The 25,255-nt window shown below is 65.9% G+C and carries 26 protein-coding genes and 1 tRNA gene; 11 read left to right on the top strand and 16 right to left on the bottom strand.

What is annotated here, in order from left to right; genetic code table 11:
- Positions 1-2: 2 nt before the first annotated feature.
- Together ACMVY4_RS10265 and ACMVY4_RS10260 are read right to left on the bottom strand one after the other, a co-directional pair.
- A complete protein-coding gene (locus tag ACMVY4_RS10265) occupies positions 3-1,343 on the bottom strand; it encodes an HlyD family type I secretion periplasmic adaptor subunit (RefSeq protein WP_416900296.1) in 1,341 nt (446 codons plus the stop codon).
- 2 nt (positions 1,344-1,345) lie between these two features.
- Entirely contained in the window at positions 1,346-3,064 is a 1,719-nt protein-coding gene (locus ACMVY4_RS10260; RefSeq protein ID WP_416900051.1) for a type I secretion system permease/ATPase, read from the bottom strand.
- Positions 3,065-3,233: 169 nt separating this feature from the next.
- Here ACMVY4_RS10260 and ACMVY4_RS10255 point away from each other — a divergent pair, with 169 nt between their 5' ends.
- Positions 3,234-4,631 carry an L-serine ammonia-lyase gene (locus tag ACMVY4_RS10255; RefSeq protein ID WP_416900050.1) on the top strand — a complete coding sequence of 466 codons (1,398 nt, stop codon included), beginning with the start codon at positions 3,234-3,236 and terminating at the stop codon, positions 4,629-4,631.
- A gap of 67 nt (positions 4,632-4,698) precedes the next feature.
- Complete coding sequence (locus ACMVY4_RS10250) at positions 4,699-5,118, top strand: DUF805 domain-containing protein (protein WP_416900049.1); 420 nt, start codon at positions 4,699-4,701, stop codon at positions 5,116-5,118.
- An 18-nt stretch (positions 5,119-5,136) separates the two neighbouring features.
- Here ACMVY4_RS10250 and ACMVY4_RS10245 read toward each other — a convergent pair whose 3' ends face one another.
- From ACMVY4_RS10245 to infA, 4 genes are read right to left on the bottom strand one after another with little or no spacing between them, the layout of a single operon-like run.
- Complete coding sequence (locus ACMVY4_RS10245; RefSeq protein ID WP_416900048.1) at positions 5,137-5,331, bottom strand: DNA gyrase inhibitor YacG; 195 nt, start codon at positions 5,329-5,331, stop codon at positions 5,137-5,139.
- A 4-nt stretch (positions 5,332-5,335) separates the two neighbouring features.
- Positions 5,336-6,703, bottom strand: a complete 1,368-nt coding sequence (locus ACMVY4_RS10240) for a ribonuclease E/G (protein ID WP_416900047.1) — start codon at positions 6,701-6,703, stop codon at positions 5,336-5,338.
- Positions 6,700-7,284, bottom strand: a complete 585-nt coding sequence (locus tag ACMVY4_RS10235; RefSeq protein WP_416900046.1) for a Maf family protein — start codon at positions 7,282-7,284, stop codon at positions 6,700-6,702. Before ACMVY4_RS10235 ends, ACMVY4_RS10240 begins: the two co-directional genes overlap by 4 nt.
- An 18-nt stretch (positions 7,285-7,302) precedes the next feature.
- Positions 7,303-7,521, bottom strand: coding sequence for a translation initiation factor IF-1 (gene infA / locus ACMVY4_RS10230; RefSeq protein WP_416900045.1), 219 nt, complete (start codon positions 7,519-7,521; stop codon positions 7,303-7,305).
- Positions 7,522-7,674: 153 nt separating this feature from the next.
- Between infA and ACMVY4_RS10225 the strand changes: the two genes are divergently transcribed.
- Positions 7,675-7,750: transfer RNA gene (locus ACMVY4_RS10225), tRNA-Phe, on the top strand.
- A gap of 39 nt (positions 7,751-7,789) precedes the next feature.
- On the opposite strand, the gene ACMVY4_RS10220 is transcribed toward ACMVY4_RS10225, so the two are convergent.
- Positions 7,790-8,191 (bottom strand): hypothetical protein, encoded by a 402-nt coding sequence (locus ACMVY4_RS10220; RefSeq protein WP_416900044.1) that lies wholly within the window; start codon positions 8,189-8,191, stop codon positions 7,790-7,792.
- A 5-nt stretch (positions 8,192-8,196) separates the two neighbouring features.
- Complete coding sequence (locus ACMVY4_RS10215; protein WP_416900043.1) at positions 8,197-8,940, bottom strand: hypothetical protein; 744 nt, start codon at positions 8,938-8,940, stop codon at positions 8,197-8,199.
- 186 nt (positions 8,941-9,126) lie between these two features.
- Between ACMVY4_RS10215 and ACMVY4_RS10210 the strand changes: the two genes are divergently transcribed.
- Genes ACMVY4_RS10210 through ACMVY4_RS10190 form a run of 5 tightly spaced genes read left to right on the top strand, consistent with a single transcriptional unit; the run spans position 9,127 to position 13,541 of the window.
- Positions 9,127-10,536, top strand: a complete 1,410-nt coding sequence (locus tag ACMVY4_RS10210) for a cytochrome ubiquinol oxidase subunit I (RefSeq protein ID WP_416900042.1) — start codon at positions 9,127-9,129, stop codon at positions 10,534-10,536.
- Entirely contained in the window at positions 10,526-11,542 is a 1,017-nt protein-coding gene (gene cydB / locus ACMVY4_RS10205) for a cytochrome d ubiquinol oxidase subunit II (RefSeq protein WP_416900041.1), read from the top strand. Before ACMVY4_RS10210 ends, cydB begins: the two co-directional genes overlap by 11 nt.
- The gene (locus tag ACMVY4_RS10200) at positions 11,542-11,643 is read left to right on the top strand and encodes a DUF2474 family protein (RefSeq protein ID WP_416900040.1); all 102 of its coding nucleotides are present in this window, start codon (positions 11,542-11,544) and stop codon (positions 11,641-11,643) included. Before cydB ends, ACMVY4_RS10200 begins: the two co-directional genes overlap by 1 nt.
- A 49-nt stretch (positions 11,644-11,692) precedes the next feature.
- On the top strand, positions 11,693-12,499 hold the full coding sequence (locus tag ACMVY4_RS10195) for a glutathione S-transferase family protein (RefSeq protein WP_416900039.1): 807 nt from the start codon (positions 11,693-11,695) through the stop codon (positions 12,497-12,499).
- Positions 12,500-12,530: 31 nt separating this feature from the next.
- Positions 12,531-13,541 carry a hypothetical protein gene (locus ACMVY4_RS10190; RefSeq protein ID WP_416900038.1) on the top strand — a complete coding sequence of 337 codons (1,011 nt, stop codon included), beginning with the start codon at positions 12,531-12,533 and terminating at the stop codon, positions 13,539-13,541.
- Positions 13,542-13,551: 10 nt separating this feature from the next.
- On the opposite strand, the gene ACMVY4_RS10185 is transcribed toward ACMVY4_RS10190, so the two are convergent.
- The 7 genes from ACMVY4_RS10185 to ACMVY4_RS10155 all read right to left on the bottom strand — a co-directional run bounded on the left by ACMVY4_RS10185 (position 13,552) and on the right by ACMVY4_RS10155 (position 22,236).
- The gene (locus ACMVY4_RS10185; RefSeq protein ID WP_416900037.1) at positions 13,552-15,864 is read right to left on the bottom strand and encodes a hypothetical protein; all 2,313 of its coding nucleotides are present in this window, start codon (positions 15,862-15,864) and stop codon (positions 13,552-13,554) included.
- A gap of 93 nt (positions 15,865-15,957) precedes the next feature.
- Positions 15,958-16,422 (bottom strand): MaoC family dehydratase, encoded by a 465-nt coding sequence (locus ACMVY4_RS10180; protein ID WP_416900036.1) that lies wholly within the window; start codon positions 16,420-16,422, stop codon positions 15,958-15,960.
- Positions 16,422-17,648 carry a CaiB/BaiF CoA transferase family protein gene (locus tag ACMVY4_RS10175; protein WP_416900035.1) on the bottom strand — a complete coding sequence of 409 codons (1,227 nt, stop codon included), beginning with the start codon at positions 17,646-17,648 and terminating at the stop codon, positions 16,422-16,424. Before ACMVY4_RS10175 ends, ACMVY4_RS10180 begins: the two co-directional genes overlap by 1 nt.
- Before the next feature lie 2 nt (positions 17,649-17,650).
- A complete protein-coding gene (locus tag ACMVY4_RS10170; protein WP_416900034.1) occupies positions 17,651-18,820 on the bottom strand; it encodes an acyl-CoA dehydrogenase family protein in 1,170 nt (389 codons plus the stop codon).
- Positions 18,821-18,850: 30 nt separating this feature from the next.
- Positions 18,851-20,068: an MFS transporter gene (locus ACMVY4_RS10165; RefSeq protein WP_416900033.1), complete on the bottom strand. Its 1,218-nt coding sequence runs from the start codon at positions 20,066-20,068 to the stop codon at positions 18,851-18,853.
- A 58-nt stretch (positions 20,069-20,126) separates the two neighbouring features.
- Entirely contained in the window at positions 20,127-20,921 is a 795-nt protein-coding gene (locus ACMVY4_RS10160) for an alpha/beta fold hydrolase (RefSeq protein WP_416900032.1), read from the bottom strand.
- A 4-nt stretch (positions 20,922-20,925) separates the two neighbouring features.
- Positions 20,926-22,236 (bottom strand): O-acetylhomoserine aminocarboxypropyltransferase, encoded by a 1,311-nt coding sequence (locus tag ACMVY4_RS10155; protein WP_416900031.1) that lies wholly within the window; start codon positions 22,234-22,236, stop codon positions 20,926-20,928.
- 466 nt (positions 22,237-22,702) lie between these two features.
- On the opposite strand from ACMVY4_RS10155, the gene ACMVY4_RS10150 reads away from it, so the two are divergent.
- Positions 22,703-23,197 carry a PAS domain-containing protein gene (locus ACMVY4_RS10150; protein ID WP_416900030.1) on the top strand — a complete coding sequence of 165 codons (495 nt, stop codon included), beginning with the start codon at positions 22,703-22,705 and terminating at the stop codon, positions 23,195-23,197.
- On the opposite strand, the gene ACMVY4_RS10145 is transcribed toward ACMVY4_RS10150, so the two are convergent.
- A complete protein-coding gene (locus ACMVY4_RS10145; protein WP_416900029.1) occupies positions 23,187-23,366 on the bottom strand; it encodes a DUF1192 domain-containing protein in 180 nt (59 codons plus the stop codon). The genes ACMVY4_RS10150 and ACMVY4_RS10145 overlap by 11 nt on opposite strands.
- Positions 23,367-23,457: 91 nt before the next feature.
- Between ACMVY4_RS10145 and ACMVY4_RS10140 the strand changes: the two genes are divergently transcribed.
- Both ACMVY4_RS10140 and ACMVY4_RS10135 read left to right on the top strand, forming a co-directional pair.
- On the top strand, positions 23,458-24,468 hold the full coding sequence (locus tag ACMVY4_RS10140) for an NAD(P)H-quinone oxidoreductase (RefSeq protein ID WP_416900028.1): 1,011 nt from the start codon (positions 23,458-23,460) through the stop codon (positions 24,466-24,468).
- Positions 24,469-24,552: 84 nt separating this feature from the next.
- Positions 24,553-25,251, top strand: coding sequence for a DUF1013 domain-containing protein (locus tag ACMVY4_RS10135; RefSeq protein ID WP_416900027.1), 699 nt, complete (start codon positions 24,553-24,555; stop codon positions 25,249-25,251).
- Positions 25,252-25,255 lie beyond the last annotated feature (4 nt).

The following is a 25,255-nucleotide window of genomic DNA, read 5'->3' as shown; positions in this document are numbered from 1 at the left end:
CCTCAGCTTTCGCGCATCGCCCGGCGGATCGAGATCCGGATCGGCTCCAGCAGATACTGCAGCGGCGTCTGTTCGCCGGTGACGATCATGACCTCTGCCGGCATGCCGGGCTGCAGTTCTGCGCCGGGCGGCAGGGGCGACAGGTCCTTCAGTTCGATCTGCGCGACATAGAAGGTCTCGCCGGTGCGCTCGTCCTGCAGCGCATCGGCCGACACCGTACGGACGCTGCCTTCAAGGATCGGATTCTCGGCGATCTTGAAGGCAGCGATGCGGACCTGAGCGGGTAGCCCCTGATGCACCACATCGATGTCGGCCGGCGAGACGCGCGCCTCGACGGTCAGGCCGCCATTGACCGGCACGATGTCCATCAACGGCTGGCCGGGAGAGATGACGCCGCCAGTCGTGTTGACCTGCTTGTTGACGACGATGCCGCGGACCGGCGCCCGCACCTCTGTGCGGCGGATGACGTCGTCGGCGGCGGACATGCGGTCGCGCAGGTCGGCGATCTCCGCCTGCACCTCCTGCAATCGCCCGACGACCTCGTTCAGGAAGCGCGTGCGGATGTCGAGGATCGTCAGTTCGGTCTCGCCGATCTGCTGCTGCGCGCGGGCGATGGCAGCCTTGTTGCGTGCCAGTTCGCCGTTCAGATCGGCCTGCTGACGCTGCAGCGCGAGCAGCTGCGGCTTGCGGGCGAGCCCTTTCTCCACGAGTCCGGACAGCCCCTGCTCTTCCTCGCCGATGAGAAGAAGCTGCCGGTTCAGGGCAACGACTTCGTCCCGCAGTCCGGCGATTTCGGATTTGAGCTGCTCGATCCGCTGGCGGTTGATCTTGGTCTGGCTCTGCAGGAAGTTCCGGCGCTCCTCGAAGACTGTCAACTCGCCCTCGATCAGTTCCAGCCGCTCGGTCTCGTTGCCGATCAGGCGCTCAAGTTCCTCGGGGAACGCCACGCCTTCGGACCGATCGCGTTCGGCCGCAAGCCGCGACCGCGCCGCCAGCGCCACGCCCAGGCGGCCGCGCAGAAGTTCGACGTCGGACTTCGCCCGGATGTCGTCCAACACCAGAAGGACATCGCCCTTATCGACCAGATCGCCCTCGCTGACCGGGATGTCCCGGACAATGCCGCCTTCCAGATGCTGGATCGTCTTGCGCCGTCCATCGACGGTGACCTGGCCCTGTGCAATGGCGGCGCTGGTCAGCGGCACGAAGACCGCCCAGCCCCCCAGACCGAGGAAGAAGGCGGCGATGACGAGGCCGCCGATCAGCACCAGCTTGCCGATGCCGAGCTTCGGTTCACGGTCCAGCGGTCCCTGCGAAGGCGCCGCACCGAGCTGACCGAGAGTCATGCTCACGACTTGGGTTCCGCGGGATGGACCTGCCGGATGGCCGGCTTCTGCGCCTGGGCGCCGAACTTCGCCATCACCGTCTTGGCGTCGTCGAAATCGGTCACGCGACCGTCCTGCATGACCATGATCAGGTCCACGGACTGCAGCAGCGACGGCTTGTGGGAGATCATCAGCACGGTGTGTCCGTCGGCCTTCAGCGCGGCGACTGCCTTAAGCAGCGCGTCTTCGCCTTCCGAATCGAGATTTGCATTCGGCTCGTCGAGCACCAGCAGCCGCGGCCGGCGGAAGACCGCGCGGGCCAGCGCGATACGCTGACGCTGGCCGCCGGAGAGGGCCGCGCCGCGTTCGCCGATCGGCGTCTCGTAGGCCTGCGGGAGCTTCAGGATCAGGTCGTGCACACCGGCAAGCCGCGCCGCCTCGATCACTTCCTCATCCTCGGCCTCGCCCATGCGGGCGATGTTTTCCTTTACCGTGCCGTCGAACAGCTCGATGTCCTGCGGCAGGTAGCCGACATGGCGGCCCCGGTCGAGCGGATCCCAGACGGCCATGTCGGCATTGTCCAACCGGACCGTGCCACGCTGGGCCATGCGCGTGCCGATGACGACGCGCGCCATCGTCGTCTTGCCGGAGCCGGTGGGGCCGATGACGCCCACGGTGCTGCCGGCGGGAATACGGAAGGACACGCCTTTCAGGACCGGCTCGGCCGCACCCGGCGGCTGATAGACGACGCTGTCGGCGACCAGTTCGCCCTTCGGGTCGGGCAACCGCGTCCCCTGCCCCAGCGCCGGACGGTTGGCGAGCACGTCCTTCAGCCGCCGCCACGCCGCCTGGGCGTTGACCAGACCCTGCCAGGCCGTGATGGCCTGTTCGACGGGCGCCAGCGCGCGGGACAGCATGATCGAGCCCGCGATCATCATGCCCGGCGTGAGCTCTCCGCCCAGCACGAGCCATGCGCCGGCGCCGAGCACGACCGATTGGAGCAGCAGCCGCAGGGCCTTGGCCGCCGCGCCCAGCAGGCCCGAGCGTCCGCCAGCCCTGAGCTGTTGCGCCCGCCAGGCCTCGGCCAAGTCATCGATGCGGCGCGCCACCGCCGGCATCATGGCCATGGCGGCGATGACATCGGCGTTCCGGACGGCGGCATCCGCGGAATTGAAGGTCTTGTTCGAAGCCCCGGACGCTTCCTGTAGCGCCTTGCGGGTCGTCAGTTCATTGGCCAGTGCGATCAGGAACAGCACCACGGCGCCGGCGATGGCGATGATCCCGAGGATCGGATGCATGATGAACAGGATCAGGATGAAGAACGGTGCGATCGGCGCATCGAACAGCGGGAAGATCGCGGGCGAGGCGAGATAGCTGCGGACCGTGGTGACATCGCGCAGCCCCTGCGCCGAAGCCGCACTGCCGCCGAGCGCCTGACCGATCCCGCCGGCGAGCGTCGGCCCGAACAGCTTCCTGTCGACCCAGACGCCGACCCGTTGAGCGACGAGCGTCCGCAGGCCTTCCAGCAGACCAAAGACCACCAGCGCCAGGACCAGCATGACCGAAATCGCAATCAGCGTATCGACATTGCCCGTGTTGATGACCCGGTCGTAGATCTGGAGCATGTAAAGCGGACCAGCCAGCATGAGCAGGCTGGAACACACACTGAAAATCCCGATGACCGTGAAGCCCTTCACGAAAACCGACCGGGTCTTCTCCAGCGGTGAGGGTTGCGGTTGCAAGTCCTGCGGCTCCCGTCGTCACGCCCTTCAGGGCCGAAGCACTGCATATCACAGGCCAGTTGGCGTTAATATGTCGTTCTCGCGCCCGCTGCGCGGCGCTGGCAGCGCTCCGGCGCGGCCGCCGATGCGGTAGCGCTGCGAGGGAAGCAACCGTCCGGAGAACGACCGCATGGCGATCAGCGTCTTCGACCTCTTCAAGGTCGGCATCGGCCCGTCCAGTTCGCACACGGTCGGCCCGATGGTCGCCGCCCGGCGCTTCCTGCTGCAACTTGAGACGCAGGACGCAATCAAACGGGTCGCACGTGTGAAGGTCGAACTCTACGGCTCCCTCGCACTCACCGGTCTCGGCCACGCGACGGACAAGGCGCTGATCCTCGGCCTGGCGGGCAATACGCCGGACGGCGTCGACCCCGACGAGGCCGATGCGCTGGTCGCCCGTATCCGTGAGGCGAAGCGCATGCCACTGAACGGCGGGGCGGAGATCGATTTCGATCCGAGGCGCGATCTGGACTTTCTGGTCAACGATATCCTGCCCGAGCATTCGAACGGCATGATCTTCCAGGCCTTCGACGCCGATGGCGAAATCCTCTCGCAGGAGACCATGTTCTCGGTCGGCGGCGGCTTCGTCCAGGACCTGAAGGAGATGCACGGCGACGCCCCACCGCTAGCCGGCCACAATGTGGTCGCGCCCTACGAGTTCGCGAACGCCGCGGAACTGCTGGCCCATTGCGAGCGCGACGGCATTCCGATCTCCGAGGCGATGCGGCTGAACGAACGGGCCCTCAACCCCGACGGCGCGGTCCGCGACCGCCTGTTCGGCATCTGGCAGGTGATGGAAGGCGCCATCGAGCGCGGCTGCCGCGAGGAGGGCCTGCTGCCCGGCGCGCTGAAGGTCCGCCGCCGCGCGGCCGCCATCCGGCGCAGCCTGACAGACAAGCCCGAGGCCTCGCTGCGCGACCCGCTGACGGTGATGGACTGGGTCAATCTCTACGCCCTTGCCGTGAACGAGGAGAACGCCGCCGGCGGCCGCGTGGTCACCGCACCGACCAATGGCGCGGCGGGTGTCATCCCCGCCGTACTGGCCTATTACGCGCGCTTCGTGCCGGGCGCGAGCGAGGACGGCATCGCGCGCTTTCTGCTGACCGCTGCCGCCATCGGGTCGCTCTACAAGATGAACGCTTCCATTTCGGCCGCCGAGGTCGGCTGTCAGGGCGAGGTCGGCGTCGCCTGCTCGATGGCGGCCGGCGCCCTGACCGAAGTTCTGGGCGGCACGGTCCGCCAGGTCGAGAACGCCGCCGAGATCGGCATGGAACACAATCTGGGCCTGACCTGCGACCCCATCGGCGGGCTGGTCCAGGTGCCCTGTATCGAACGCAACACCATGGGCGCCGTGAAGGCGATCAACGCCGCCCGGCTGGCCCTGAAGGGCGACGGCGAGCATTTTGTCAGCCTGGACCAGGTGATCGACACCATGCGCGAGACCGGCCGCGACATGGCCTCGACCTACAAGGAAACCTCGACCGGCGGCCTGGCGCGCCAGATCCCGGTGACCGTCCCCGAATGCTGAGCCGCAATTGCACGCGGGGCGCGATCCGTTAGAGTCACCTGCACCTGCCAAGAACCGGAGTCCGGCCATGAACTGGTATATTGCCGTCCTGAAGAACTACGCCGTCTTCCAGGGGCGGGCACGCCGGGCCGAGTTCTGGTGGTTCTTCCTGATCAACCTGATCATCAGCCTGATACTGGGGACGATCGACGGCGCCCTCGGGTTCAGCACGGGCCCGGCCGGAGAGGATCCGCAGCCCGGCCTTCTGAGCTCGATATACAGCCTTGCCGTGCTCATACCCGGTCTGGCGGTGGGCGTCCGTCGGCTTCACGACACCGGCCGCAGCGGCTGGTGGCTGTTGCTCTACCTGGTGCCGATCCTGGGCTGGATTGCGCTGGTCGTGATGTGGGTGCTGAACAGCGACGAAGGCGACAACCGCTTCGGGCCCAACCCCAAGACCGGCGGTCCGCAGCCCGGTGGCGGCGACGACAACATCCTGCCGGTCTGATCCGGCGTGCGGTCCGCCTCAGTGGCGGGTCTGCTGCTCCAGATGCTCGATCATCTCTTCGGGGTCCGCCTCCTCGGTGCCCGGCAGCACATAATTGCCGCCGAGCCACTTGCCGAGGTCGATGTCGGCGCAGCGCTTCGAGCAGAAGGGCCTGACCTTCTCCGCCGCCGGCTTGCCGCAGATCGGGCAGTCCTGTTCGTTCCGCTTGCTCATGGCCTCACCTTTCACGCGTCAGCGCAAAGGCGTCAACCGCGCAGGAACCGAAAGCGACCGTCAGCGGCCGGCCCAGACGGGCCGACAGTCTTGCCGCCAGGTCGTCGCCGGCCGCGTCCGCAAGGTCCTCGGAGAGTTCGATCCGCATCGGCAAGGGCCCGACGCCGTCGAGTTCCCGCGTCACACGCCGGAGCACCCGAGCGAGAGCCGCGCTTGGGCTGAAATGCGGCGCCCGGACCGGCGCCTCACAGAGCTCCGCAGCGAGGGAAAGACCCGAACGCCGCCGGACAAGCGTGGCGATTCCGAAGCGGTCGATCGTCCCGATATCGACGGGTTCGGGGTCGCGGGCAACGGCCTGACGCAGGGCCGTCTCCACCTTCTTGCGGTCCGGCGCCCTGCTCATGCTGACGAAATCCACGGCCACCGGCCCGCCGATCCGCCGCAGCCGCAGTTGGCGCGCTATCTCCCGCGCCGCCTTGACGTTGACATCCCGCGGCTCCCCGCGGCCGTCGACATCGACTGTGGTCATCGCCGCTGTCGTCTCGATGATCAGCCGGACGCCGCCGCTTTCGACTTCCTGAGACAGCGCCGACGCGATCTCTTCGTCCAGATCAAGCGGTCTGTCGGCGTCGCAAAGCTCGATCCGGTCGGCGATATCCGGGGCAATGCGCTTGGCAAGCCCGATCAGATCGGCCCTGAGGCCCCGGTCGGGCGTCAGCACCGTTTCCGGCTCCGCCCCGGCAAACTGGAGGAAGGCGCGCTCCAGCAGACCCGGCGCAGCACGGAGCAGACCCGGTTTGCCGGCTCCGGTCTCCGTCGCCTCGCGCCATTCGGCCACCAGCCGTTCGGCTTCGGCGGCCACGGTTGCAACATCGGCGGCGTGCGCCGGCGGCCGGATCACCAGCCCGGCCTCGCCGGCGAGCGGCGTCAGTGCGGCCTCCAGTTCCCCGGACGGCGGCCGCTTGCCGGATTCCAGACCCCGGCGCATCGGATGCAGGATCAGATAGCGGCCGGCCAGCGCGATATCGGCACTGGCCCGCGCCTGCTTGCCGTCGGCGGCATCGCGTCCGGTCTGTACGGTCAGCAACTGGCCACGCTGGACGAGTTTCGAGATCGCCGGCTTGCGGCCCTCGCCGTCACCGGCAAGCACCTTTGCATCTGTCGCGCGAAGAAACAGCGAGATGCCGTCGCCCGCATCGAGTGTCGCCGCCTGAAGATCATTGGAAATGTGGGTGACCCGGGCGCGGCGGATCTCACCGATGCCGGACTCGCCGCCGGGCCGTTCGAGATGGATCTCGGCGATGCGTTCGTCCTCGATGACCGCCAGCCGGGTCTCCATCAGATCGCTGTCGATGTAGAGGCTGCGGTTCATCGGGGTTTCCAGACAGGGTAACCGGCGCCGTCCAGCAGCGTCGCGACATCCTGAAGGGGCAGGCCGACGACATTGGAATAGGAGCCGTTCAGCGAGCGGACGAAGACGTCGGCCAGGCCCTGGATGGCGTAGCCGCCGGCCTTGCCGTCCCATTCGCCGGACGCGAGATAGGCGGCCTTCTCCTCGCGCGACAGGCGCTTGAAGGCGACGATCGTGGTCACGCCGCGCACCACGACACCGCTGCCGGGACGACCCAGAGCAATCCCGGTGGTGACCCGGTGACGGCGGCCCGACAGCAGGTCGAGGCAGCGCGCCGCCTCTTCCCGCGATGCGGCCTTGGGCAGGATGCGGCGGCCGCAGCCGACGACCGTATCCGCCGCCAGCACGAAGTCGCCCGGGAAGCGCGCATGCACCACAGCAGCCTTCTGCCCGGCCAGACGCAGTGCAAGCCGGTGCGGCAGTTCGCCGGGCAGCGGGCTCTCGTCGATGTCGGCAGGTTCGATGGCGTCGGGTTCGACGCCGATCTGATGCAGGAGGTCACGCCGCCGGGGCGACGCCGACGCCAGGATGAGGCGCGGCATGGCGCCTTCCGTCCGGCGCTACTTGAAACGGTAGGTGATGCGGCCCTTGGTCAGGTCGTAGGGGGTCATCTCGACCATCACCTTGTCGCCCGCCAGCACGCGGATGCGGTTCTTCCGCATCTTGCCCGAAGTATGGGCCAGAACTTCGTGATCGTTCTCGAGTTCGACGCGAAACATCGCGTTGGGCAGCAGTTCCACGACGCGCCCCTCGAATTCGAGCAGTTCCTCTTTCGCCATTACACACCGTTTTCCAAGTCGTCAGGGTTGGCGCAACATGGTCAATTGCCGGAATTTTATCAAGCCCTCGGCACAGCATCCGGCCCTTGCGCCGACCGGCGGGCTCGGTTATACGCAGCGCTCGACCGGCGGTCAGCGAACCGCAGCGGTCACGCCCAGGTAGCTCAGTTGGTAGAGCAGTGGACTGAAAATCCGCGTGTCGGTGGTTCGAATCCGCCCCTGGGCACCACTTTCCGGAGAAATCACAGGATCGCCGGCGCGCCGCGGATTACTCCGGGACCAGCGCCAGCAGGTTGACGGCGCGCTCGTCGCCGGCGTCCAGCATCGGCTGCAGCGTTTGCTGGACCTTGGACCGGCTGGCGCCCTGACGCACGAACATCACAGCCAGGCGATAGCGGGCGAATTCCTCGCCGCTTGCCATGGCCTGCCTGTAGTAGATCTCCGCTTCGACGACATCCTGATCGGGACCGTTCGCGGCGTACATTTCGGCCAGAAGCAGCTGTGCGTTCGCCGATCCGATGGGGTCCAGATAGGCCTTTGCCCGCACCGGGTCGTAGACCGGAGATTTCGGGTCGGCATGCAGGCGTCCGACCAGCAGGGCCGCCCGCGCATTGCCCCCATCGGCCAGCGGCGTGAGCGCCGATGCGACCAGCACAGGCCGCGGCGCCACGCTGTCTATGCGGCCCGAGAACAGGTCCGCGATGTAGAAGGGCGCGTTCTCGTCGCCCTGCTGGGCCGCCGCCTGGAAATGCTGCAGCGCCCGCTCGGCGTCGAATTCCGGTTGGGCCGGATCGGAATAGAGTCTGCCGATCTCGGTTTCGGTGCGGGGTGCGCCCAGCGCTGCAGCCTTGCGATACTCGGCCTCCGCGGCCGGAACATTGCGCGGCGGCCGAAGCCTTCGGCATAGAACCGGCCCAGATTGATGTGACCGGCGGTGGACGGCATCTCCCGGACCGATTTCTCGAGGATCTCGAGCACCTCCGATGGCTGGTAACCGCCATGGTCGTCGAGACGTTTTGCCGAGAGCGCCAGCCCGAGATAGGCGTTGGAATCGCCCGCGCGACCGGCGATCAGGTAGTGTTCGAACGCCTTCCGGTGGTCGATGTCACCCGAGTATCCATAACCCTGGCTGTAGAGGTTGCCTGCCAGGATCGATGCCGGCGTGTAGCCGCTGCGGGACAGATCTTCGGCGCGCGCGAGGATCTGTGCCTCCGCCTCCGGCGAGTTGTCCTTGCGGTAGTCCTCGACGATTCCGGCATAGACCTCCTGATCGGTCGGCACGCCGAGTTCCTCTCCGTCGGCATCCGCGGCCGGCGGCGGTGGCGTCCGGCCGAACTGTGGCCAGGTCGGCGGTTCGCAGGCCGCGAGCAGGAGAGAGATGGCGCCGACGCTGGCCAGAAGCCTGACTGAGTGAGACATGAACGGATCCGGGGACAAACGGTGAAACACGGCACCGCAGCCTAGTGGAACTCCGGACCGCTTGAAACCGCCGGGGCCGCGCGTTGTGACCGTGCGCGCATTTGCCCGGGCATGTTCCACATTCACGCTGCGTATATCGACAGGAAGTCGCAAACCCGTCCCCTGCGAGGACAGCGGAGCCTCTTTATGTTCGAATCCCTGAATGCGGAAGTTCTGGCGCGGATCCAGTTCGCATTCACGGTCTCGTTCCACATCGTCTTCCCGGCCTTTTCCATCGGGCTCGCCAGCTATCTGGCGGTGCTGAACGGGCTGTGGCTCTGGAAGCGCGAAGCCGTCTATTTCGCCCTGTTCGAATACTGGAAGAAGATCTTCGCCGTCGCATTCGGCATGGGCGTCGTCTCGGGCATCGTCATGTCCTACCAGTTCGGGACCAACTGGGCCGTCTTCGCCGACAGGACCGGCCCGGTTCTGGGACCGCTGATGGCCTACGAGGTGCTGTCGGCCTTCTTCCTGGAGGCCGGTTTCCTGGGGATCATGCTGTTCGGCCGCGACCGTGTCGGCGAGCGGCTGCACATGTTCGCGACCGCCATGGTCGCCGTGGGCACGCTGGTCTCGGCAACCTGGATCCTGAGCGTGAACAGCTGGATGCACACCCCCGCCGGCTACGCGGTCAACGAGGCGGGCCAGTTCGTGCCCCAGGACTGGCTGGCGGTCGTCTTCAACCCGTCCTTTCCCTACCGACTGACTCACATGGTCCTCGCCGCCTACCTGACGACCGCCTTTGTCGTCGGCGCGGTCGGCGCACTGCACATCCTCCGCGACCGTGCCGACCATCGCGCGCAGCGGATGTTCTCCATGGCGATGTGGATGGCCGCCCTCGTCACCCCCTTCCAGATCGCGGCCGGCGACATGCACGGGCTCAACACGCTGGAGCACCAGCCGGTCAAGGTCATGGCCATGGAAGGGCATTACGAAAGCCATCCCGACGGCGCGCCGCTGATCCTGTTCGGCATTCCCAACCCGGAAGAGAAGCGGATCGACTACGCGGTCGAAGTGCCGGGACTTTCCAGCCTGATCCTGAAACACCGGTGGAGCGCGCCGCTCGACGGGCTGGACACGGTGCCCGACGAGGACGAGCCGCCGGTGGCGATCGTGTTCTGGAGCTTCCGTATCATGGTCGGGCTCGGATTCGCCATGCTGGGCCTGGGGGTCTGGAGCCTGGCGCACCGCTTCCGGGGACGGCTCTACGATTCCAGACGCATGCTCTGGTCGGCGGTGCTTATGGGGCCGAGCGGATTCGTGGCCGTGCTGGCCGGCTGGGTCACCACGGAGGTCGGCCGCCAGCCGTTCACCGTCTACGGGCTGATGCGGACCTCGGAGTTGCTGGCGCCAATTGATGCGCCGGCGGTCGCAACCTCCCTTGTCGCCTTCATCGTCGTCTATTTCTTCGTCTTCGGCGCCGGCACCTTCTACATCCTGCGCCTGATGGGCCTGCCGGTGCCGCCGAAGCCGGCCGACGAGCCCGCCCCCCCCACTCGCGCCGCCGGAATCACCCCGGCGCAGCAACTGGGCGGAGGCCGCGGCCATGCCGGCTGAGTTCACCTTCGATCTGCCGACGATCTGGGCCGGGCTGATCGCGTTTGCGGTGCTGACCTATGTCGTGCTCGACGGTTTCGACCTGGGCGTCGGCATCCTGTTCCCGACCGCCCGGTCGAAATCCGAACGCGACGTGATGATGAACTCGGTCGCCCCGGTCTGGGACGGCAACGAGACCTGGCTGGTGCTGGGCGGGGGCGGCCTGTTCGCCGTCTTTCCGCTGGCCTACGCCATCGTGCTGCCAGCGCTCTACATGCCCATTACGCTGATGCTGCTGGCCCTTGTCTTCAGGGGGGTGGCCTTCGAATACAGATGGCGCACCGTCCGCTGGAAGCCCGTCTGGGACATCGCCTTCACCGGCGGTTCGGCGGTTGCGGCGCTCTGCCAGGGCATCGCGCTGGGCGCGCTGGTGCAGGGGATCGAGATCGAGGGCCGCGCCTATGCCGGCGGCTGGTGGGACTGGCTGACTCCCTTCTCCATACTGACCGGCCTCGCCGTGGTTGCAGGCTACGCGCTGCTCGGTGCGACCTGGCTGGTGCTCAAGACCGAGGGAGCCATCGCCGCCCGGATGCGCCGCCTGGCAACAGGTCTCGGCGCTGCGACGCTGGGCTTCATCGGCCTGGTCAGCATCCTCACTCCGTTCCAGGACGACAGATACTTCGACCGCTGGTTCGACCTGCCGGCCAGTCTCTATTCCTACACCGTGCCCGTGCTGCTGATCGGCGCGGCGTGGCTGCTCTGGAGCGGCCTGACGCGGGGCCGGGACCTGCAGCCCTTCCTCGCCGCCCTCGCCATCTTCGTGCTGAGCTTCGTCGGGCTCGGCATCAGCTTCTACCCGATGATGCTGCCGCCAGACCTGACCATCCACCGGGCCGCCGCCCCGGACGAGAGCCTCGCCTTCGCGCTGGTCGGGGCCGCGATCCTGATCCCGATCATCCTCGCCTACACCGCCTACGCCTACTGGGTCTTCCGCGGCAAGATCGACTCGGACAAGGGCTATCACTGATGACGCGCACCGCGCGGCGGCTGGGCTGGTTCGTCCTCTACTGGCTGGCTGGCGTCGCCGCACTCGGCGTGGTGGCGCTGCTGATCCGGCTGGCGCTCTGATCGGTTGCCGGTCCACCATGGGCCGGTCGCCAGATCCAGGGAGACCGGCATGATCCTCTATGAACACCCGCTTTCGCCCTACGCCCAGAAGGTGAAGATCGCGCTTCGCCACAAGGGCGTCGCATTCGACCTGAAGCGGCCCGACGGCATCGGTTCAGGCCAGGTGGCCGGCGATTTCGGCGACGGCAACCCGCGCGGGGAGGTGCCGTTCCTGATCGACGGCGACCTCCGGATCTTCGATTCCACGATCATGCTCGACTACGTCGAGGAACGCTGGCCCGCGCCGGCGCTGATGCCCGAGGATCCAGCCGCCCGCGCCCGCATGCGGATGATCGAGGACGTGATGGACACGCATTACGAAGCCATCAATTGGGGCCTCGGCGAGATGAAGTATTTCCGCCGGGCCGAAGGCGAACTGGCCGAGACGCTGCACTCCGCTGCGGCCGCCCAGACCCACGATCTCCAGGCCTGGCTGACGGCGCAACTCGGCAGCGTGGAATGGTTCGGCGGCGAAAGCTTCGGCCGCGCCGATCTTTCGGTCGCGCCGTATCTGAATTCGTCCGCCGGATTCGGTCTCGGTCCGGCCGACGGCAGCCCGCTCGCTGCCTGGCTCGTCCGGGTGAACGCGGTGGAGAGCGTGCGGCAGACCGCTGACGAGGCCGCCGCCTCCATCGCCACCATCGGCAAGGCCTACCGCGCGGTCGAAAGCGGCGCCTTCAAGCGCCAGTACCGCGACCACCGGCTGGAATGGATGATCCGCTCCGGCGGCATCGACGTGGTTCGCAAGGGCCTGGAGAAGGGCGACATCCGCTTCACGGGCGGCTTCTCGGGACCTCTCGCGAATCCAGAACATTGAAAGAACATGCGCGATCCGGCATCATCGACAGATGACCACCGCCGAGGAAAAGCAGATCCGGATCGAGATCGCCGCCAGCGGCTTCGGCGAGACCGTCGAAGGACACGGGTTCCGGAAGGTCGGCGCAACGCACTGGCGCCGCGACGGCGAAGAAGTGAGCTGGCGCGTGGCGCTCGTCCCGGCCGGCTACAAGCGCTCGCCGGGTTGTTTCCATGCCGTCATGGGTGGGTTGGTTCACGGCCTCGACGAGCTGGCCGCGAAGGTCGACGGAAAGCCGGTGAGCAGCCCGATCCAGGGCCTCAGCGCACGGGCGCATGTGCATCGGAACATGGGTGCGGACCTGATGAGCGAGTATCATCGGGAAAGCTGGGATCCGTTCGACGACGACTTGCCCGAGGCCATCCTCCATCCCGAGCACACTCGGCGCAAGTACCAGGGCAAACTGCTCTATCGTCTGCCGGAAGGCACTCATATGGAAGAGCATGGCGAGGTCGTCTGGTATTGGGGCCTCGCTGGGGACACGGCGACCGCCTGGGCGTTCATGCCGGATGGCAGAGATCCTGGCGACATTGCGCGGAGGATCTCTGGCTATTTCGAACTCTTCTATGCCTCCGCGATCGACCGCTGGACGTCGTTCAGCAACGTCTACAAAGACTTCTACGCCAGGAACGCACCCTATTTCTGGCCACAACGCGTCCGGGAGAATTTCTGTGCCGCCAAACTGGCGGGCGACCATGCGCATATCCAGTCCATGATACGGTCGGTATTCTCGCAGGCATCGCGATCCGTCGATCAGATCTACGAAGAACTGATGGCCTCACCGAGATCGCCGAAGCATCTTCTGGAAAATCCGCAGCTTGCGCGCGAGGTCTTCTCGCGAAATCGCAGGATCGGCGCACTGAATGCCGCGAAGGAAGTTGTCGAAATTTGCCATGCCATTGGCGAACCGGTACCAGACCATGCCTATGATTTCGGGGAAATCCCCAAGTTAGAGGCAAAGATGCGAGATGCGGCAAAACGGATCCCGTTGCCAGACCGATGACTGCAAGCTCTTATTGGCCATCTTCGGTATCAGGTAAGGCGACTGCGCCAATCAAAATTCCGATCGGAAGCAGCGTTGCGACGCCAGGGCCACCGTCATTGCGATCCTCCAGGTCTTCTCTCAAAACCGCCCTCAATCGTGACTCTGCGGTATCAACATATTCGTCCGGAACTTTGTTGGAGCTCAACATCTTGCGAAGTTCGGAAATGAGCCCCTCCTCATCAAGATCACCCATCGGAATTCGGTAGTTCAAAACCTCAGGCTCGAGTTTGGCCGGATAGTATTTTGCTCCGCTCTTTGACGGCAGCAAGTGAACTACAATGCCTCTTTCAAGAGCCGAATCGAAACGCCGCTGATTTGTGCTTTTTTGGGCACCGGCAAACTTGGCCTCCGAAAGCCAGGTCTTGTCAGCATCGACGATGTCAAACTCGCCGGTTTTCTTATTTTCTTCAATCCTGCCATGCTCAAAAGCATCTCCGTGTCGCGTTCGCTGCTTGCCTTCCAAATCCGTGAGCCGGCTGCGCTTTAGGATATCCCTCGAACCTGGCTCAATAACGCCGGCGTCGCGACCAGTCACGTAGAATTCGGCCTCACTTTCCCGGCGCTTCAGTGAAGCATATGCAGACCTCAGAGTTTTCCTCCTTCTGTTTGAAAGCTGACTCCAGTATCTTTCATCGATTAATTCATCGATGGAACTGGTTCGAAGCTTCTTGAGCCAATTTTCTCGCCAATCCACTCTTTTGCGGCGAGCCCTTTGAACGACATCAGGATTGGTACTAGCAAGGTCCTCGTCTGTTCGCCTGCTATCGTCGGCTGAATTTTCTCGGCTTTTGTCAGGTCCTGAATTTCCTTGAACCTCGCTTGACCTGTCAGCTTTCCCACCTGTATCTCCGCCGCCATCCCCCTTACCCTTCTTGCCCGCCTTCTTCCCGACACCCGGGACACCGGGCACCATTGCGGCCAGGGCCATGCCGATGGTCGGGATGTCGTAGTCGCCGGTTTCGATCGCGTCCTTGACGTTGTTGAACAGGTCCATGCCGTCCAGCGCAAAGAACAGCGGGCCGGTGTATGGCGTGAAACTGAGCAACAGTTCGGCCTGCTCGTTGCTCAGGCCCATGCCGACCGCGGCCTTTTCGAGAACCATCCGGTTGACGTCGTTATCTGACAGGCCCGGGTTCTCGGCGCGGTAGCGCTCCGCCAGCACTTCCATGTGAGCAACGACGAGACGGGGATAGAGAAGCCTCTTGTGCGGATCGTCCCCGGACCGCGGCGTGTGCGGGTCGGCCAGCCGGCGCGCCTGCTGCATGACGCCGCGCAGTCCCGTCTCGATCGCTCTGGTGGACTTGTCTGCGTAGTAGTTGCGCCTGCTTTCGATTGTTCGCGCCTGCAGGTCCGGATCGTCGTCGAGCCCGGCGAAACGCCGGGTTTGCAGCAACGACATGAGGCGGTCCACCGCATCGCCGACGTTGTTGTGATACAGCGGCGCTTCGTCGACATCAGGCTCGCCGTCGGATGCAATCCGGTCGTCACCCGCTTCGCCAATGAGGGTGTCGTCCCCGGCGCCGCCTCCCGCGGCGTCCCCGAGGCGGAGGTCGGCATCGTAGTCCGCCATGGCCCGGTTCAGGTCGAGCGCGGCCCGGTATTCGTTCTCGTTGTCGAGGTCCTCATCGTCCTGGAAGCGGGTGCGGATCGTGGTCGACCGGCCGGGCACGCGACGCCCGACGATCTGGGGTTCGGGGCGCGAGAACGGCATCGGCTGCGCGGGATCGGCGCCCACGAGCCAGTCCAGGCGCGGTCCGAGCACGTGATCCAGCATGTCATGGGTCGGTCCGTAGGGTTCCGCCAGTCCGTCGATGCGGAGACCGTGGCTCTTCTGGAACGCGCGGACAGCGCCGGTCACCGCGTCCTCCTTTTTGCCGGCAGCCCCGTTTCCGAGGTGCCCGGTCAGGGTGAGCGCGTTCGTCATCGCCTGACGGTCGCCAGGCAGGTTGATGCCGCCCGCACCGACGGAACCCCAGAGCGGCAGATTGGCGCCGCGGCGCGGCGGACCGGAGATGCGCCGCCGGCTCATCTGTTCGGCGGCGATACGCTGGGCGGTCGCGCCCTTCGGATTGATCAGGCCGTCGGGAACAAGGCCACGGCTTTGCTGATACCGTCTCGCCCGGTCGATGACCGCGTGCTGGTCGAACCTGCCCGGGACGCGCCGGACCGCCGGGCGGCCCTCGATCTCATCCAGGGCGGACGCAACCTTGATGACCTCGTCCTGGTCATTCGCGCCGCCGGGCTCGATCCGGTCGTTGAGGAAAAGCAGATCGCCGGACATGCGGAACACCTCTCGTCGAAGGAGCAGATGTTCCGGTAAATAAACCGTGTGCGGTTATGCGTTCCGGGTTTCTCCGGCAGCGGGAGCTCGGCGTCAGTCCTCTTCTGGCCGCCCCCGCATCATGCGCAACGGATTGTAGGTGAGCACCACGTCGCCCTTCTGGTTGATCACCTTGTTGTCGGTGCGGACCAGGGCGCGGTTGCCCTTCGAGGCGGGGCGGATCTCGGTGACCTCGCCTTCGACATGGATCGTGTCGCCGGCGAAGGTCGGGCCCTTGATGTCGATCTCGCAGTTCAGGAAGGCGAGGCCCGTGCGCGCGATCGTGCCCGGGATCACCAGCCCCTCGGCTAGCGCGAAGACCAGGCTGCCCGGCGCCAGACGCCCCTCGAAATTCGTGTGCTCCTCCAGATACCAGTAGCTGGTGAACAGCTCCTCGGTCATCCCGGAAACGCCGACGAAGTTCATGATGTCGGTCTCGGTGATGGAGCGCGTCAGCGTCCTGAACTTCCAGCCGACATGCCAGTCCTGAAAGTAGAATCCGTGTCCCAGAAGCTGCATCAGATCGCCTTTTCCTTCCTGTCGATGGCGGCCCCGGCGGCCAGCATCGCGTCGATGGTCTCGTCGTCATAGCCCAGTTCGTGCAGCACCTCGCGCGTCTGCTCGCCCTGGTGCGGCGTGTGACGGCGGATGCTGGCGGGGCTCTTCTCGAAATTGACCGGATACTTCATCGACCGGAGCGGTCCCTCGGTCGGATGGTCGTAATTCTCCCAGAACCCGACATCGGCCAGATGCTCGTCGGTCAGCAGATCCTCGGGCGTGTTCACCCGGCTGCAGGGCACCCCCTTCGGGTCCAGCGCCGCGATCCACTCGTCGGTGGTCAGGTTCTTCGACAGCTCGGACAGGGTCTCGTAGACCTTGTCGACATTGGCCTGCCGCGCCGCGAAGGTCATGAACATCGGATCCTCGGCCAGGTCCTGCCGGCCCGCGGCCTCGAAAACGATGCGCCACTGCCGGTCGTCATAGGGCAGGATCGCGACCCAGCCGTCCTTCGACGGATAGGGCTTCCGCCACGGCGTGCGCAGGCGGATATAGCCGGTCGGCCCCATCGCGTCCGCGAAGGTCGCGCCGTCCAGATGCTCGATCAGGTTGATGTGCACCATGGTCTCGAACATGGGCACCTCGACGAACTGCGCCTCGCCGGTGCGTTCGCGGTGCAGCAGGGCGGCGGTGACGGCATTGGCCGCCATCAGGCCCGTCGTCTTGTCGGCCTGGATGAAGCCGACATAGCGCGGCTGGTCCAGCAGCCAGCCCTGGATCGCGGCGCCGCCCGAGGCCGACTGGATGATATCGTCGAAGGCGGCCTTGTGGCCGTAGGGGCCCTTCTCGGAGAAGCCGTAGCAGCCGACATAGATCAGGTTCGGATTGACCGCCTTCAGATCCTCATAGGCGATGCCGAGCTTGCGCACGGCCTGGGGGCGCAGCGCGTGGATGAAGACGTCCGCCGTCTCGATCAGCTTCAACAGCGCGTCGAGGCCGTCCTTCTGCTTCAGGTCCAGCGAGACCGAGCGCTTGTTGCGGTTGCAGTTGAGGAAGCACGACGCCATGCCGGCCGTGCCGCCGGTGCCGATGGCGCGGGCCAGATCGCCCGACGGCTCCTCCACCTTGATCACGTCCGCGCCCAGATCGCCCAGCATCTGCCCGGCCAGCGGGCCCAGGACGATGCGGGTCAGATCGACAATACGATAGCCCTTCAGCGGGCCGCGGTTCTCCGATTCAGGCGTCACGCTCAGTAGCTCCGGGGCAGGCCGAGCTTCCGTTCGGCGATGTAGTTCAGGATCATCTGCATGGAGACGGGCGCGATGCGGGCGATCATGCTTTCGCGCATCAGACGCTCGACGTGATACTCCTTGGCGTAGCCCATGCCGCCATGGGTCATCACCGCCTGCGTCGCCGCCTTGAAGCCGGCCTCGGCGCCCAGATACTTGGCGGCGTTGGCCTCGCCGCCGCAATCCTCGCCGCGGTCGTAGCGGTCGGCGGCCAGCATGCACATCATGTAGGCGGCTTCCAGTTCCGCCCAGTTGACCGCCAGCGGGTGCTGGATCGCCTGGTTCATGCCGATCGGACGACCGAAGACGACGCGTTCCTTGGCGTACTCAGCGGCGCGGGCCAGCGCGTTCTGGCCGATGCCGACAGCCTCGATACCGACCAGCACGCGTTCCGGGTTGAGGCCGTGGAGAAGGTAGTAGAAGCCCTTGCCCTCCTCGCCGATCAGGTCCTCCTTCGGCACCGGCAGACCATCGATGAAGACCGCGTTCGAATCCACCGACTTGCGGCCCATCTTCGGGATGCGCCGGGCCTCGATGTAGTCGCGGTTGAAGTCGGTGTAGAACAGCGAGATGCCATCGGTGGACTTCTTGCTGTTCTCCTTCGCGGTGGTGCGGGCCAGCAGCAGGATCTTGTCCGCCTGCTGCGCGGTCGAGGTCCACATCTTCCGGCCATGGACGATGTAGTTGCCGTTCCCGTCCTTCTCCGCCTTGGTCTTGATCGAGGTCGTGTCAAGGCCGGCATCCGGCTCGGTCACGCCGAAGCAGGTCTTCTGCTCGCCACGGATCAGCGGCGGCAGGTGACGCTCCTTCTGTTCCTGGTTGCCGGCGACGACCAGCGGATGCGGGCCGAAGATGTTGATGTGAATAGCGGACGCCGCACTCTGCGCGCCGGACGATTTCGCGACCTGATGCATCAAGATCGCCGCTTCGGTGACGCCGAGTCCAGCGCCGCCGAATTCCTCCGGCATGGCGATGCCGAGCCAGCCGCCATCGGCCATGGCCTTGTGGAAATCGTTCGGAAACTCGCCGCTCTCGTCTCGGGCCAGCCAGTAGGCGTCATCGAAGGGCTCGCAGATCTTCGCGACGGCGTCGCGGATCGATTCCTGCTCTTCGGTCAGTCGAAAATCCATTGATCTACTCCCCAGTAGCGTTTCTGCACATTAGCGCGGCGGCCACCGCGAAAGAAAGACGAAGGGTGCGCCGGCAGCCACAAGCACGACGCCGCCCACCCAGAAGAGCGCCGCATGGCCGCCGGCGGCCTCGTGAATGAAGCCGCCGATCCAGGCCCCGATGCCCCCGCCCAGCCCGCCGAAGGCCAGGATCGCCCCATAGATGCGGCCGAAGGCCGGCCCCTGGAAGGTGCGGCTGACCATGGTCGAGACCATCGGTCCGCGGCTTCCGAGCGTCAGCCCGAGACAGACCGCCGAACCGTAGAGCAGCGCCTTGCTGAAATGCTCCGGCAGCAACAGGAAGCCGCCATAAGCCAGCAGCGTCAGGCCGTAGGACAGTGTCGCGGCGCGCCACATGCCCAGCCGGTCGGCGATGATGCCGAAGGCGATCATCCCGGCGGGCGCAAGGGCACCGGCGACACCATAGATCGAGGCGGCTTCCAGCGCCGGCACGCCGAGAACCTGGAAATAGTCGACCAGCTGCGTCACGGCGACATAGATGCCCATGCCCGTGATCGCGTAGATCCAGCACATGGCCCAGAAACGCCAGCCGCGGACGGCTTCGGCCAGGCTGCGGTAGCGGATGGCGCCGGGCGCCGCCGCCACTGCGGCGCGGATGTCGGGGTGCCCTTCCATGAAGCGGTTCCAGGGCGCCAGAATCGCGATCGGCAGGACGACGGCCAGACCGATCACCGTCAGCCCCCGATAGGCGCCCTGCCAGCCGAAGGCGTCGATCAGCAGCTGCGTCACCGGCGAGAACAGCAGCACGCCGATGCCCATGGACGAATGCACCAGTCCCAGCGCCGTGGCGCGGCTGCGGTCGAACCAGCGGCTGACCAGCGCGGCATGGGTGACCGTCCCGAGCAGCGCCGTCGAAGTGCCGACCGCGATGCCGTGGCCGAGGTAGAAGCTCCAGAGACCCCAGTCGGTGCTGGCCAGCAGCAGGCCGCCTGCCGCGAAGGTGATGCCCAGCAGATAGACAGGCCGCGCGCCGCCGCGGTCGAAGATCACCCCGGCCAGCGGCGCGCCCAGCCCCCAGCAGACCATGGCGATGGCGTAGATCGCCGTCAGCTCGTCGCGGCTCCAGTCGTGGCTGAGATCCAGCGGGCGCAGCATGACGACGAAGCTGTCGAACAGCCCCCGTCCCGTCATCCCGAGCAGGAAGCAGAAGAACAGGACGCCGGCCGCATACAGGCGGTTCCTGCGCAAGTCCGCTGGTGCGTCTCCCCGGTCAGAAGGGGAGACGTTTTCCGCTGTCATCGCGGCCCTACGCCGCCAGAAGCGGCTCGATCGCCCGCATCAGCGCTCGCGGCTGTTCGAACATCATCATGTGCCCGCAATCGTCGAGTTCCGCGACGCTGGAGCCCTTGATCATGGAAGCCGTCTTCCGCCCCAGCTTCGTCGGCGTCATCTGGTCGTTCCGGCCCAGTATCACGGTGGTCGGACAGGTCACCTTCGCGGCCGCGGCCTCGCCACCGCTGTAGGCAGAACAGATGGTCAGGCACTTGTGCAGCACGCCCGGCTTCGCCTGTTCGATGACCCGCGTATCGGTGCCGACCATCCACAGACCCGGCACCTGGAACCCGCCAAGATGCGCCTTCGGCCCATGCGCCCAGTCGTTCATCAGACCGATGGCGAGCGGCAGGTCATCCTTCGCCGCAGCCAGAAAGGCGTCGTTGACGCCAAGCGGGTAGCAGACGCCCAGCATGCCCAGGGCGGTGATCCTGTCCGGTTGCTGGCCGGCGGCTTCCAGCGCCACGAGGGCGCCCATGGAATGACCGATCAACGCCGCCTTTCCGACCTCCAGTTCGTCCAGAACGCGGTGCACCCAGGCGCCGCAGTCCTCGACACTGTCGGGGACTTCGCCTTCGGACGCACCGCATCCGGGCAGGTCCAGCGCCAGAACCGAATGCCCGTGATGGGCGAGGTAGCGGGTCTGCAGCGCCCAGGCGAGATGGTTCATGGCGGCGCCGTGGATCAGGACGACCACGCTGCCTGCCGGATCGAAATCCTTGCCGCCCGTATGGGCGTAGACCTTGCGGCCGTCGACCTTCAGTTCCATCGCCCTACTCCGCCGCTGCCTTGAGGACCCGCTGGCTGGCGCGCAGCGCCCCCTTCAGGTCGTCGATCAGGTCGTCCACGTCTTCCATGCCGACGGACAGGCGAACCAGATCCTCTGAAATGCCGGCGGCCTTCAGCGCCGCGGCGTCCATCTGCTGATGCGTCGTCGAGGCCGGGTGAATGACCAGCGACTTCGCATCGCCGACATTGGCGAGGTGGGAGAAGATCTTCAGGTTCTCTATGAAGACCCGGCCCGCCTCGCGGCCACCGTTGACGCCGAAGGAGAAGATCGCGCCGCAGCCCTTCGGCAGCAGCGTTTTCGCCCGCTCGTGATCGGGGTGGCTGGCGAGCGTCGGATAGGACACCCAGCCGACCGCCTCGTTGCCGTCCAGGAACTCGACGATCTTCTGCGCGTTCTCGACGTGGCGCGGCATGCGGACATGCAGCGTCTCGACGCCCTGCAGCAGGTAGAAGGCATTCTGCGGCGACATGCAGGCGCCGAAGTCGCGCAGGCCTTCGCCGCGCGCCCGCATGGAGAAGGCGGCCGGGCCGTACTCTTCCCAGAAGTTCAGACCGTGATAGCCCTCATAGGGCTCGGTCAGTGTCGGGAACTTGCCCGAGGCCTTCCAGTCCATGCCGCCGCCATCGATGATCGCGCCGCCGATAGCGATGCCGTGCCCGCCCAGGAACTTGGTCACCGAATGCATGACCAGATCGGCGCCATGCTCGATCGGGCGGAACAGGTAGGGCGTGGCGAAGGTGTTGTCGATCATCAGCGGCAGGCCGTGGCGATGGGCGATCTCCGCCAATGCCGGGATATCGATGATCTCGAGGCCCGGATTGCCCAGAGTCTCGCCGAAGATCAGCCGCGTCTCGGGCCGGATCGCCTTCTCGAAGGCTGCGGTGTCGCGCGGATCGACGAAGGTCGTGGTGATACCGAAGCGCGGCAGCGTGTGGTGGAACATGTTGTGGCTGCCGCCGTAGACCGAGGCCGAGCTGACGATGTGTCCGCCCTGCCCCATCAGCGTCGAGACCGCCAGGAACAGCGCCGCCTGGCCGGATGCCGTGCACACCGCGCCGACACCACCCTCCAGCGCCGCCAGACGCTCCTCCAGCACCGCAACGGTGGGGTTGGAGATGCGCGAATAGATGTGGCCGGGCGTCTCCATGTTGAACAGGGACGCCGCGTGATCCACGTCCTCGAAGACGTAGGACGTCGACATGTAGATCGGCTGCGCCCGAGCCCCGGTCGCCGGATCCGGATGCTGACCTGCATGCAGGCTCAGCGTATCGAACTTCGGATATTTCGGCTTCATCGGATCCCTCCCCGGAGCGCTGCGGCCGCGGCCCGGGAAGCTATCAGCACCGGGATGGCCAGGAAAAGAAAAACCGCGTCCGACGGTCGGACGCGGCCTTCTTCGGTGTTCCCCTCGGGAGAGCCTTTTGCGGCTCTTTTTCCCAGCCATCCCTGTCAACTCGGCTGTGGGGCGAGATTAAGACCGGACTCGGAGCGGCAGTCAAGCGCCTGAATTTAATGAACGAACAGAACAGCGCCGTTTGACGCAATCTTCTTTCGTAGATGGCATGGAAAAAGAAAGGACGGCCGCTCCGAGGGGGAGGAAACGGAGCGGCCGAGTTCGACAGGGAGGGTGAGAGACATCTGTCTTCTCACCCCGCACATTGCCACGACAGCTGTTAATAAAGGTTAAAGACGCAGAGAAAATTTTGCGGTGTCCGATCGTTTCGATAGGATGCGGGCATGCGGCTCCCGGGGAATGGGCGATGAACGACGCGCATTTCAGGGCGTCCGGAACGGTTGACGGACACCCGGTTCCAGCGGGCGCCCTGTCCTTCGTGCACGGGCTGTGGCTGGAATCGGCCGTCGATGGCGGGTTGCCCGGCCGTCAGGACTTTTCGCCCGAGCGCCTCCTCCGCTATCTGCCGCAGATTTTCCTCATCGACGTCGAACCCGGCGGCGAGAGATTCCGCTACCGGCTCATCGGCACGCAGATTGCCGCATGGTCCGGCGGCGACGCGACCGGCAGGTGGCTCGACGACCCGAAGTGCGGACCGGGACGGTTCGAGTTCATCGATCTTGTCAGCCGCGTGGTCGAGGGGCGCGGCCCCGTCATGACGACCGGCAAGGAGGCCCTGTTCGACGGCAGCGCCTACCTGTTCGACCGGTTGATGCTGCCGCTCGCCAGCGACGGCGCCGTCATCGACATGGTCCTCGGCGTCGCGAACGGTCAGCCCCGCGGCCCGATGTCTAGCGCTTGAAGACGGCGTCCGCCGCGCTGAGATGCGCAGTCTTCTTCTCGATCGCCTGCTTCAGCCGATCGATCTCCGCTTCCAGACCGGCGATCCGCTCACGCAGTTCCTCGACCGACACATCATCCAGATCGCGTTCGGCGAAGAATGTCTCCCGGGCGCGTTCCTCGTCGTCCATTCCAGATTCCTTTCTTGCCGCCGTCGGATCATCACAATAGATCGAACCCAGACCCGGCACCAACACGCCCGGACAGCACAGGGAGACAGGCATGACATCGCTGCCAGAGGAAATGAACGCTGTCGAGATCGACGGCTTCGGCGGACCCGAGGTTCTGAAGCCCACGAAGCGCCCGGTGCCCGAGCCTGCACACGACGAAGTGCTGGTCCGCGTCGCCGCTGCGGGCGTCAACCGTCCCGATGTCGCCCAGCGGTCCGGCAATTATCCGCCGCCGCCGGGCGCCTCGGACCTGCCGGGTCTCGAGATCGCGGGCGAAGTGGTCGCGACCGGCGCCGGCGTCAGCCAGTGGAAGACCGGTGACCGGGTGATGGCGCTGGTTGCGGGCGGCGGATATGCGGAGTACTGCACCGCCCCCGCCCTGCAGTGCATGCCGGTGCCGCAGAACCTGGACATGGTCGCCGCCGCGGCCGTGCCGGAGACCTATCTGACCGTCTGGACCAACGTGTTCGACCGGGGACGCCTGCAGGGCGGCGAAAGTATCCTGATCCACGGCGGTTCCAGCGGCATCGGCACGACCGCAATCCAGCTCGCGAAGCGCTTCGGCGCGCGGGTCTTCGCCACCGCCGGCTCGGCCGACAAGTGCGCCGCCTGCGAGAAGCTCGGGGCAGAGCGCGCCATCAACTATCGCGACGAGGACTTCGTCGCCATCGTCGACGAGCTGACCGGCGGCGCGGGCGTGAACCTGATCCTGGACATGGTCGGCGGCGACTACATCGCCCGCAACGTCAAGGCGCTGGCTGTCGAGGGACGGCTGGTCCAGATCGCTTTCCTGCAGTCGCCCAAGGTCGAGTTCAACTTCCTGCCGATGATGCTGAAGCGGCTGACGCTGACGGGATCGACGCTGCGCGCCCGCTCGGTGCAGGAGAAGGCCACCATCGTCGATGCCGTCACCGAGCACGTCCTGCCGCTGCTGGAAGCCGGCGCCGTCGCGCCCGTGATCGATACGGTCCTGCCCCTTGCGGACGCAGCGAAGGCCCACCAATTGATGGAAGAGAGCAACCATGTCGGCAAGATCATGCTGAAGGTGCGTGACGGCGGCTAAGCCCCTGCTCGGGAAACTTGCAGCCGGCGCGCCAAAGCTGTATTCCGGCGATAATCTCACTTCCAATTTCGTCAGGAGAAGACATTGGCATTGCCCCTGATGCCGAAGGCGACCGCCGTATGGCTCGTCGACAACACGACCCTCAGCTTCCGGCAGATCGCCGACTTCTGCGGTCTGCATCCGCTGGAAGTCCAGGGCATCGCCGACGGCGAGGTCGCCCAGAACATCGTCGGTCTCGATCCGATCGCGAACAGCCAGCTGACCCGCGAGGAAATCGAGCGCTGCGAGAAGGATACGGCTGCGAATCTGGAACTGCGCGAAAGCAGGAGCATGCCCAGCCGCACGACCAAGGGCGCCCGCTACACGCCGGTCTCCAAGCGTCAGGACCGGCCCGCCGCGATCGCCTGGATCCTGCGTCATCATCCGGAACTGACGGATGCGCAGGTCCAGCGCCTGCTCGGCACCACCAAGGACACGATCAACAAGATCCGCGAGCGGACCCACTGGAACATCCAGAACATCAAGCCGACCGACCCGGTCAGCCTGGGCATCTGCACGCAGACCGAACTCGCGGCCGCCGTCGAGAAGGCCGCCGAGCGCCGGCGCAAGGCGATCGCCGACGGCACGGAGCTGCCTGACGCCGCGCCGGAGCCTGTGGATCCCGCGAACCGCCTGAGCGCGGACGCGGCCGGTCTCGCTGCCGCTGCGTTCAACATGGGCCGCAACAACGACGACAAGGACGACGACGAACCGACCGTCGATTCCGTTTTCGGAAAGAGCTGACACC

It is taken from the genome of Minwuia sp. (assembly GCF_048007105.1).
GTDB lineage: Bacteria > Pseudomonadota > Alphaproteobacteria > Minwuiales > Minwuiaceae > Minwuia.
This window is presented reverse-complemented; position numbering and strand designations above follow the sequence as displayed.

Coding starts and splice junctions, on each gene's coding strand:
- ACMVY4_RS10265 (WP_416900296.1), bottom strand. CDS start 1,343: ATGACTCTCGGTCAGCTCGGTGCGGCGCCTTCGCAGGGACCGCTGGAC.
- ACMVY4_RS10255 (WP_416900050.1), top strand. CDS start 3,234: ATGGCGATCAGCGTCTTCGACCTCTTCAAGGTCGGCATCGGCCCGTCC.
- ACMVY4_RS10250 (WP_416900049.1), top strand. CDS start 4,699: ATGAACTGGTATATTGCCGTCCTGAAGAACTACGCCGTCTTCCAGGGG.
- ACMVY4_RS10245 (WP_416900048.1), bottom strand. CDS start 5,331: ATGAGCAAGCGGAACGAACAGGACTGCCCGATCTGCGGCAAGCCGGCG.
- ACMVY4_RS10240 (WP_416900047.1), bottom strand. CDS start 6,703: ATGAACCGCAGCCTCTACATCGACAGCGATCTGATGGAGACCCGGCTG.
- ACMVY4_RS10235 (WP_416900046.1), bottom strand. CDS start 7,284: ATGCCGCGCCTCATCCTGGCGTCGGCGTCGCCCCGGCGGCGTGACCTC.
- infA (WP_416900045.1), bottom strand. CDS start 7,521: ATGGCGAAAGAGGAACTGCTCGAATTCGAGGGGCGCGTCGTGGAACTG.
- ACMVY4_RS10215 (WP_416900043.1), bottom strand. CDS start 8,940: ATGTCTCACTCAGTCAGGCTTCTGGCCAGCGTCGGCGCCATCTCTCTC.
- ACMVY4_RS10210 (WP_416900042.1), top strand. CDS start 9,127: ATGTTCGAATCCCTGAATGCGGAAGTTCTGGCGCGGATCCAGTTCGCA.
- cydB (WP_416900041.1), top strand. CDS start 10,526: ATGCCGGCTGAGTTCACCTTCGATCTGCCGACGATCTGGGCCGGGCTG.
- ACMVY4_RS10200 (WP_416900040.1), top strand. CDS start 11,542: ATGACGCGCACCGCGCGGCGGCTGGGCTGGTTCGTCCTCTACTGGCTG.
- ACMVY4_RS10195 (WP_416900039.1), top strand. CDS start 11,693: ATGATCCTCTATGAACACCCGCTTTCGCCCTACGCCCAGAAGGTGAAG.
- ACMVY4_RS10190 (WP_416900038.1), top strand. CDS start 12,531: ATGACCACCGCCGAGGAAAAGCAGATCCGGATCGAGATCGCCGCCAGC.
- ACMVY4_RS10185 (WP_416900037.1), bottom strand. CDS start 15,864: ATGTCCGGCGATCTGCTTTTCCTCAACGACCGGATCGAGCCCGGCGGC.
- ACMVY4_RS10180 (WP_416900036.1), bottom strand. CDS start 16,422: ATGCAGCTTCTGGGACACGGATTCTACTTTCAGGACTGGCATGTCGGC.
- ACMVY4_RS10170 (WP_416900034.1), bottom strand. CDS start 18,820: ATGGATTTTCGACTGACCGAAGAGCAGGAATCGATCCGCGACGCCGTC.
- ACMVY4_RS10160 (WP_416900032.1), bottom strand. CDS start 20,921: ATGGAACTGAAGGTCGACGGCCGCAAGGTCTACGCCCATACGGGCGGC.
- ACMVY4_RS10155 (WP_416900031.1), bottom strand. CDS start 22,236: ATGAAGCCGAAATATCCGAAGTTCGATACGCTGAGCCTGCATGCAGGT.
- ACMVY4_RS10150 (WP_416900030.1), top strand. CDS start 22,703: ATGAACGACGCGCATTTCAGGGCGTCCGGAACGGTTGACGGACACCCG.
- ACMVY4_RS10145 (WP_416900029.1), bottom strand. CDS start 23,366: ATGGACGACGAGGAACGCGCCCGGGAGACATTCTTCGCCGAACGCGAT.
- ACMVY4_RS10140 (WP_416900028.1), top strand. CDS start 23,458: ATGACATCGCTGCCAGAGGAAATGAACGCTGTCGAGATCGACGGCTTC.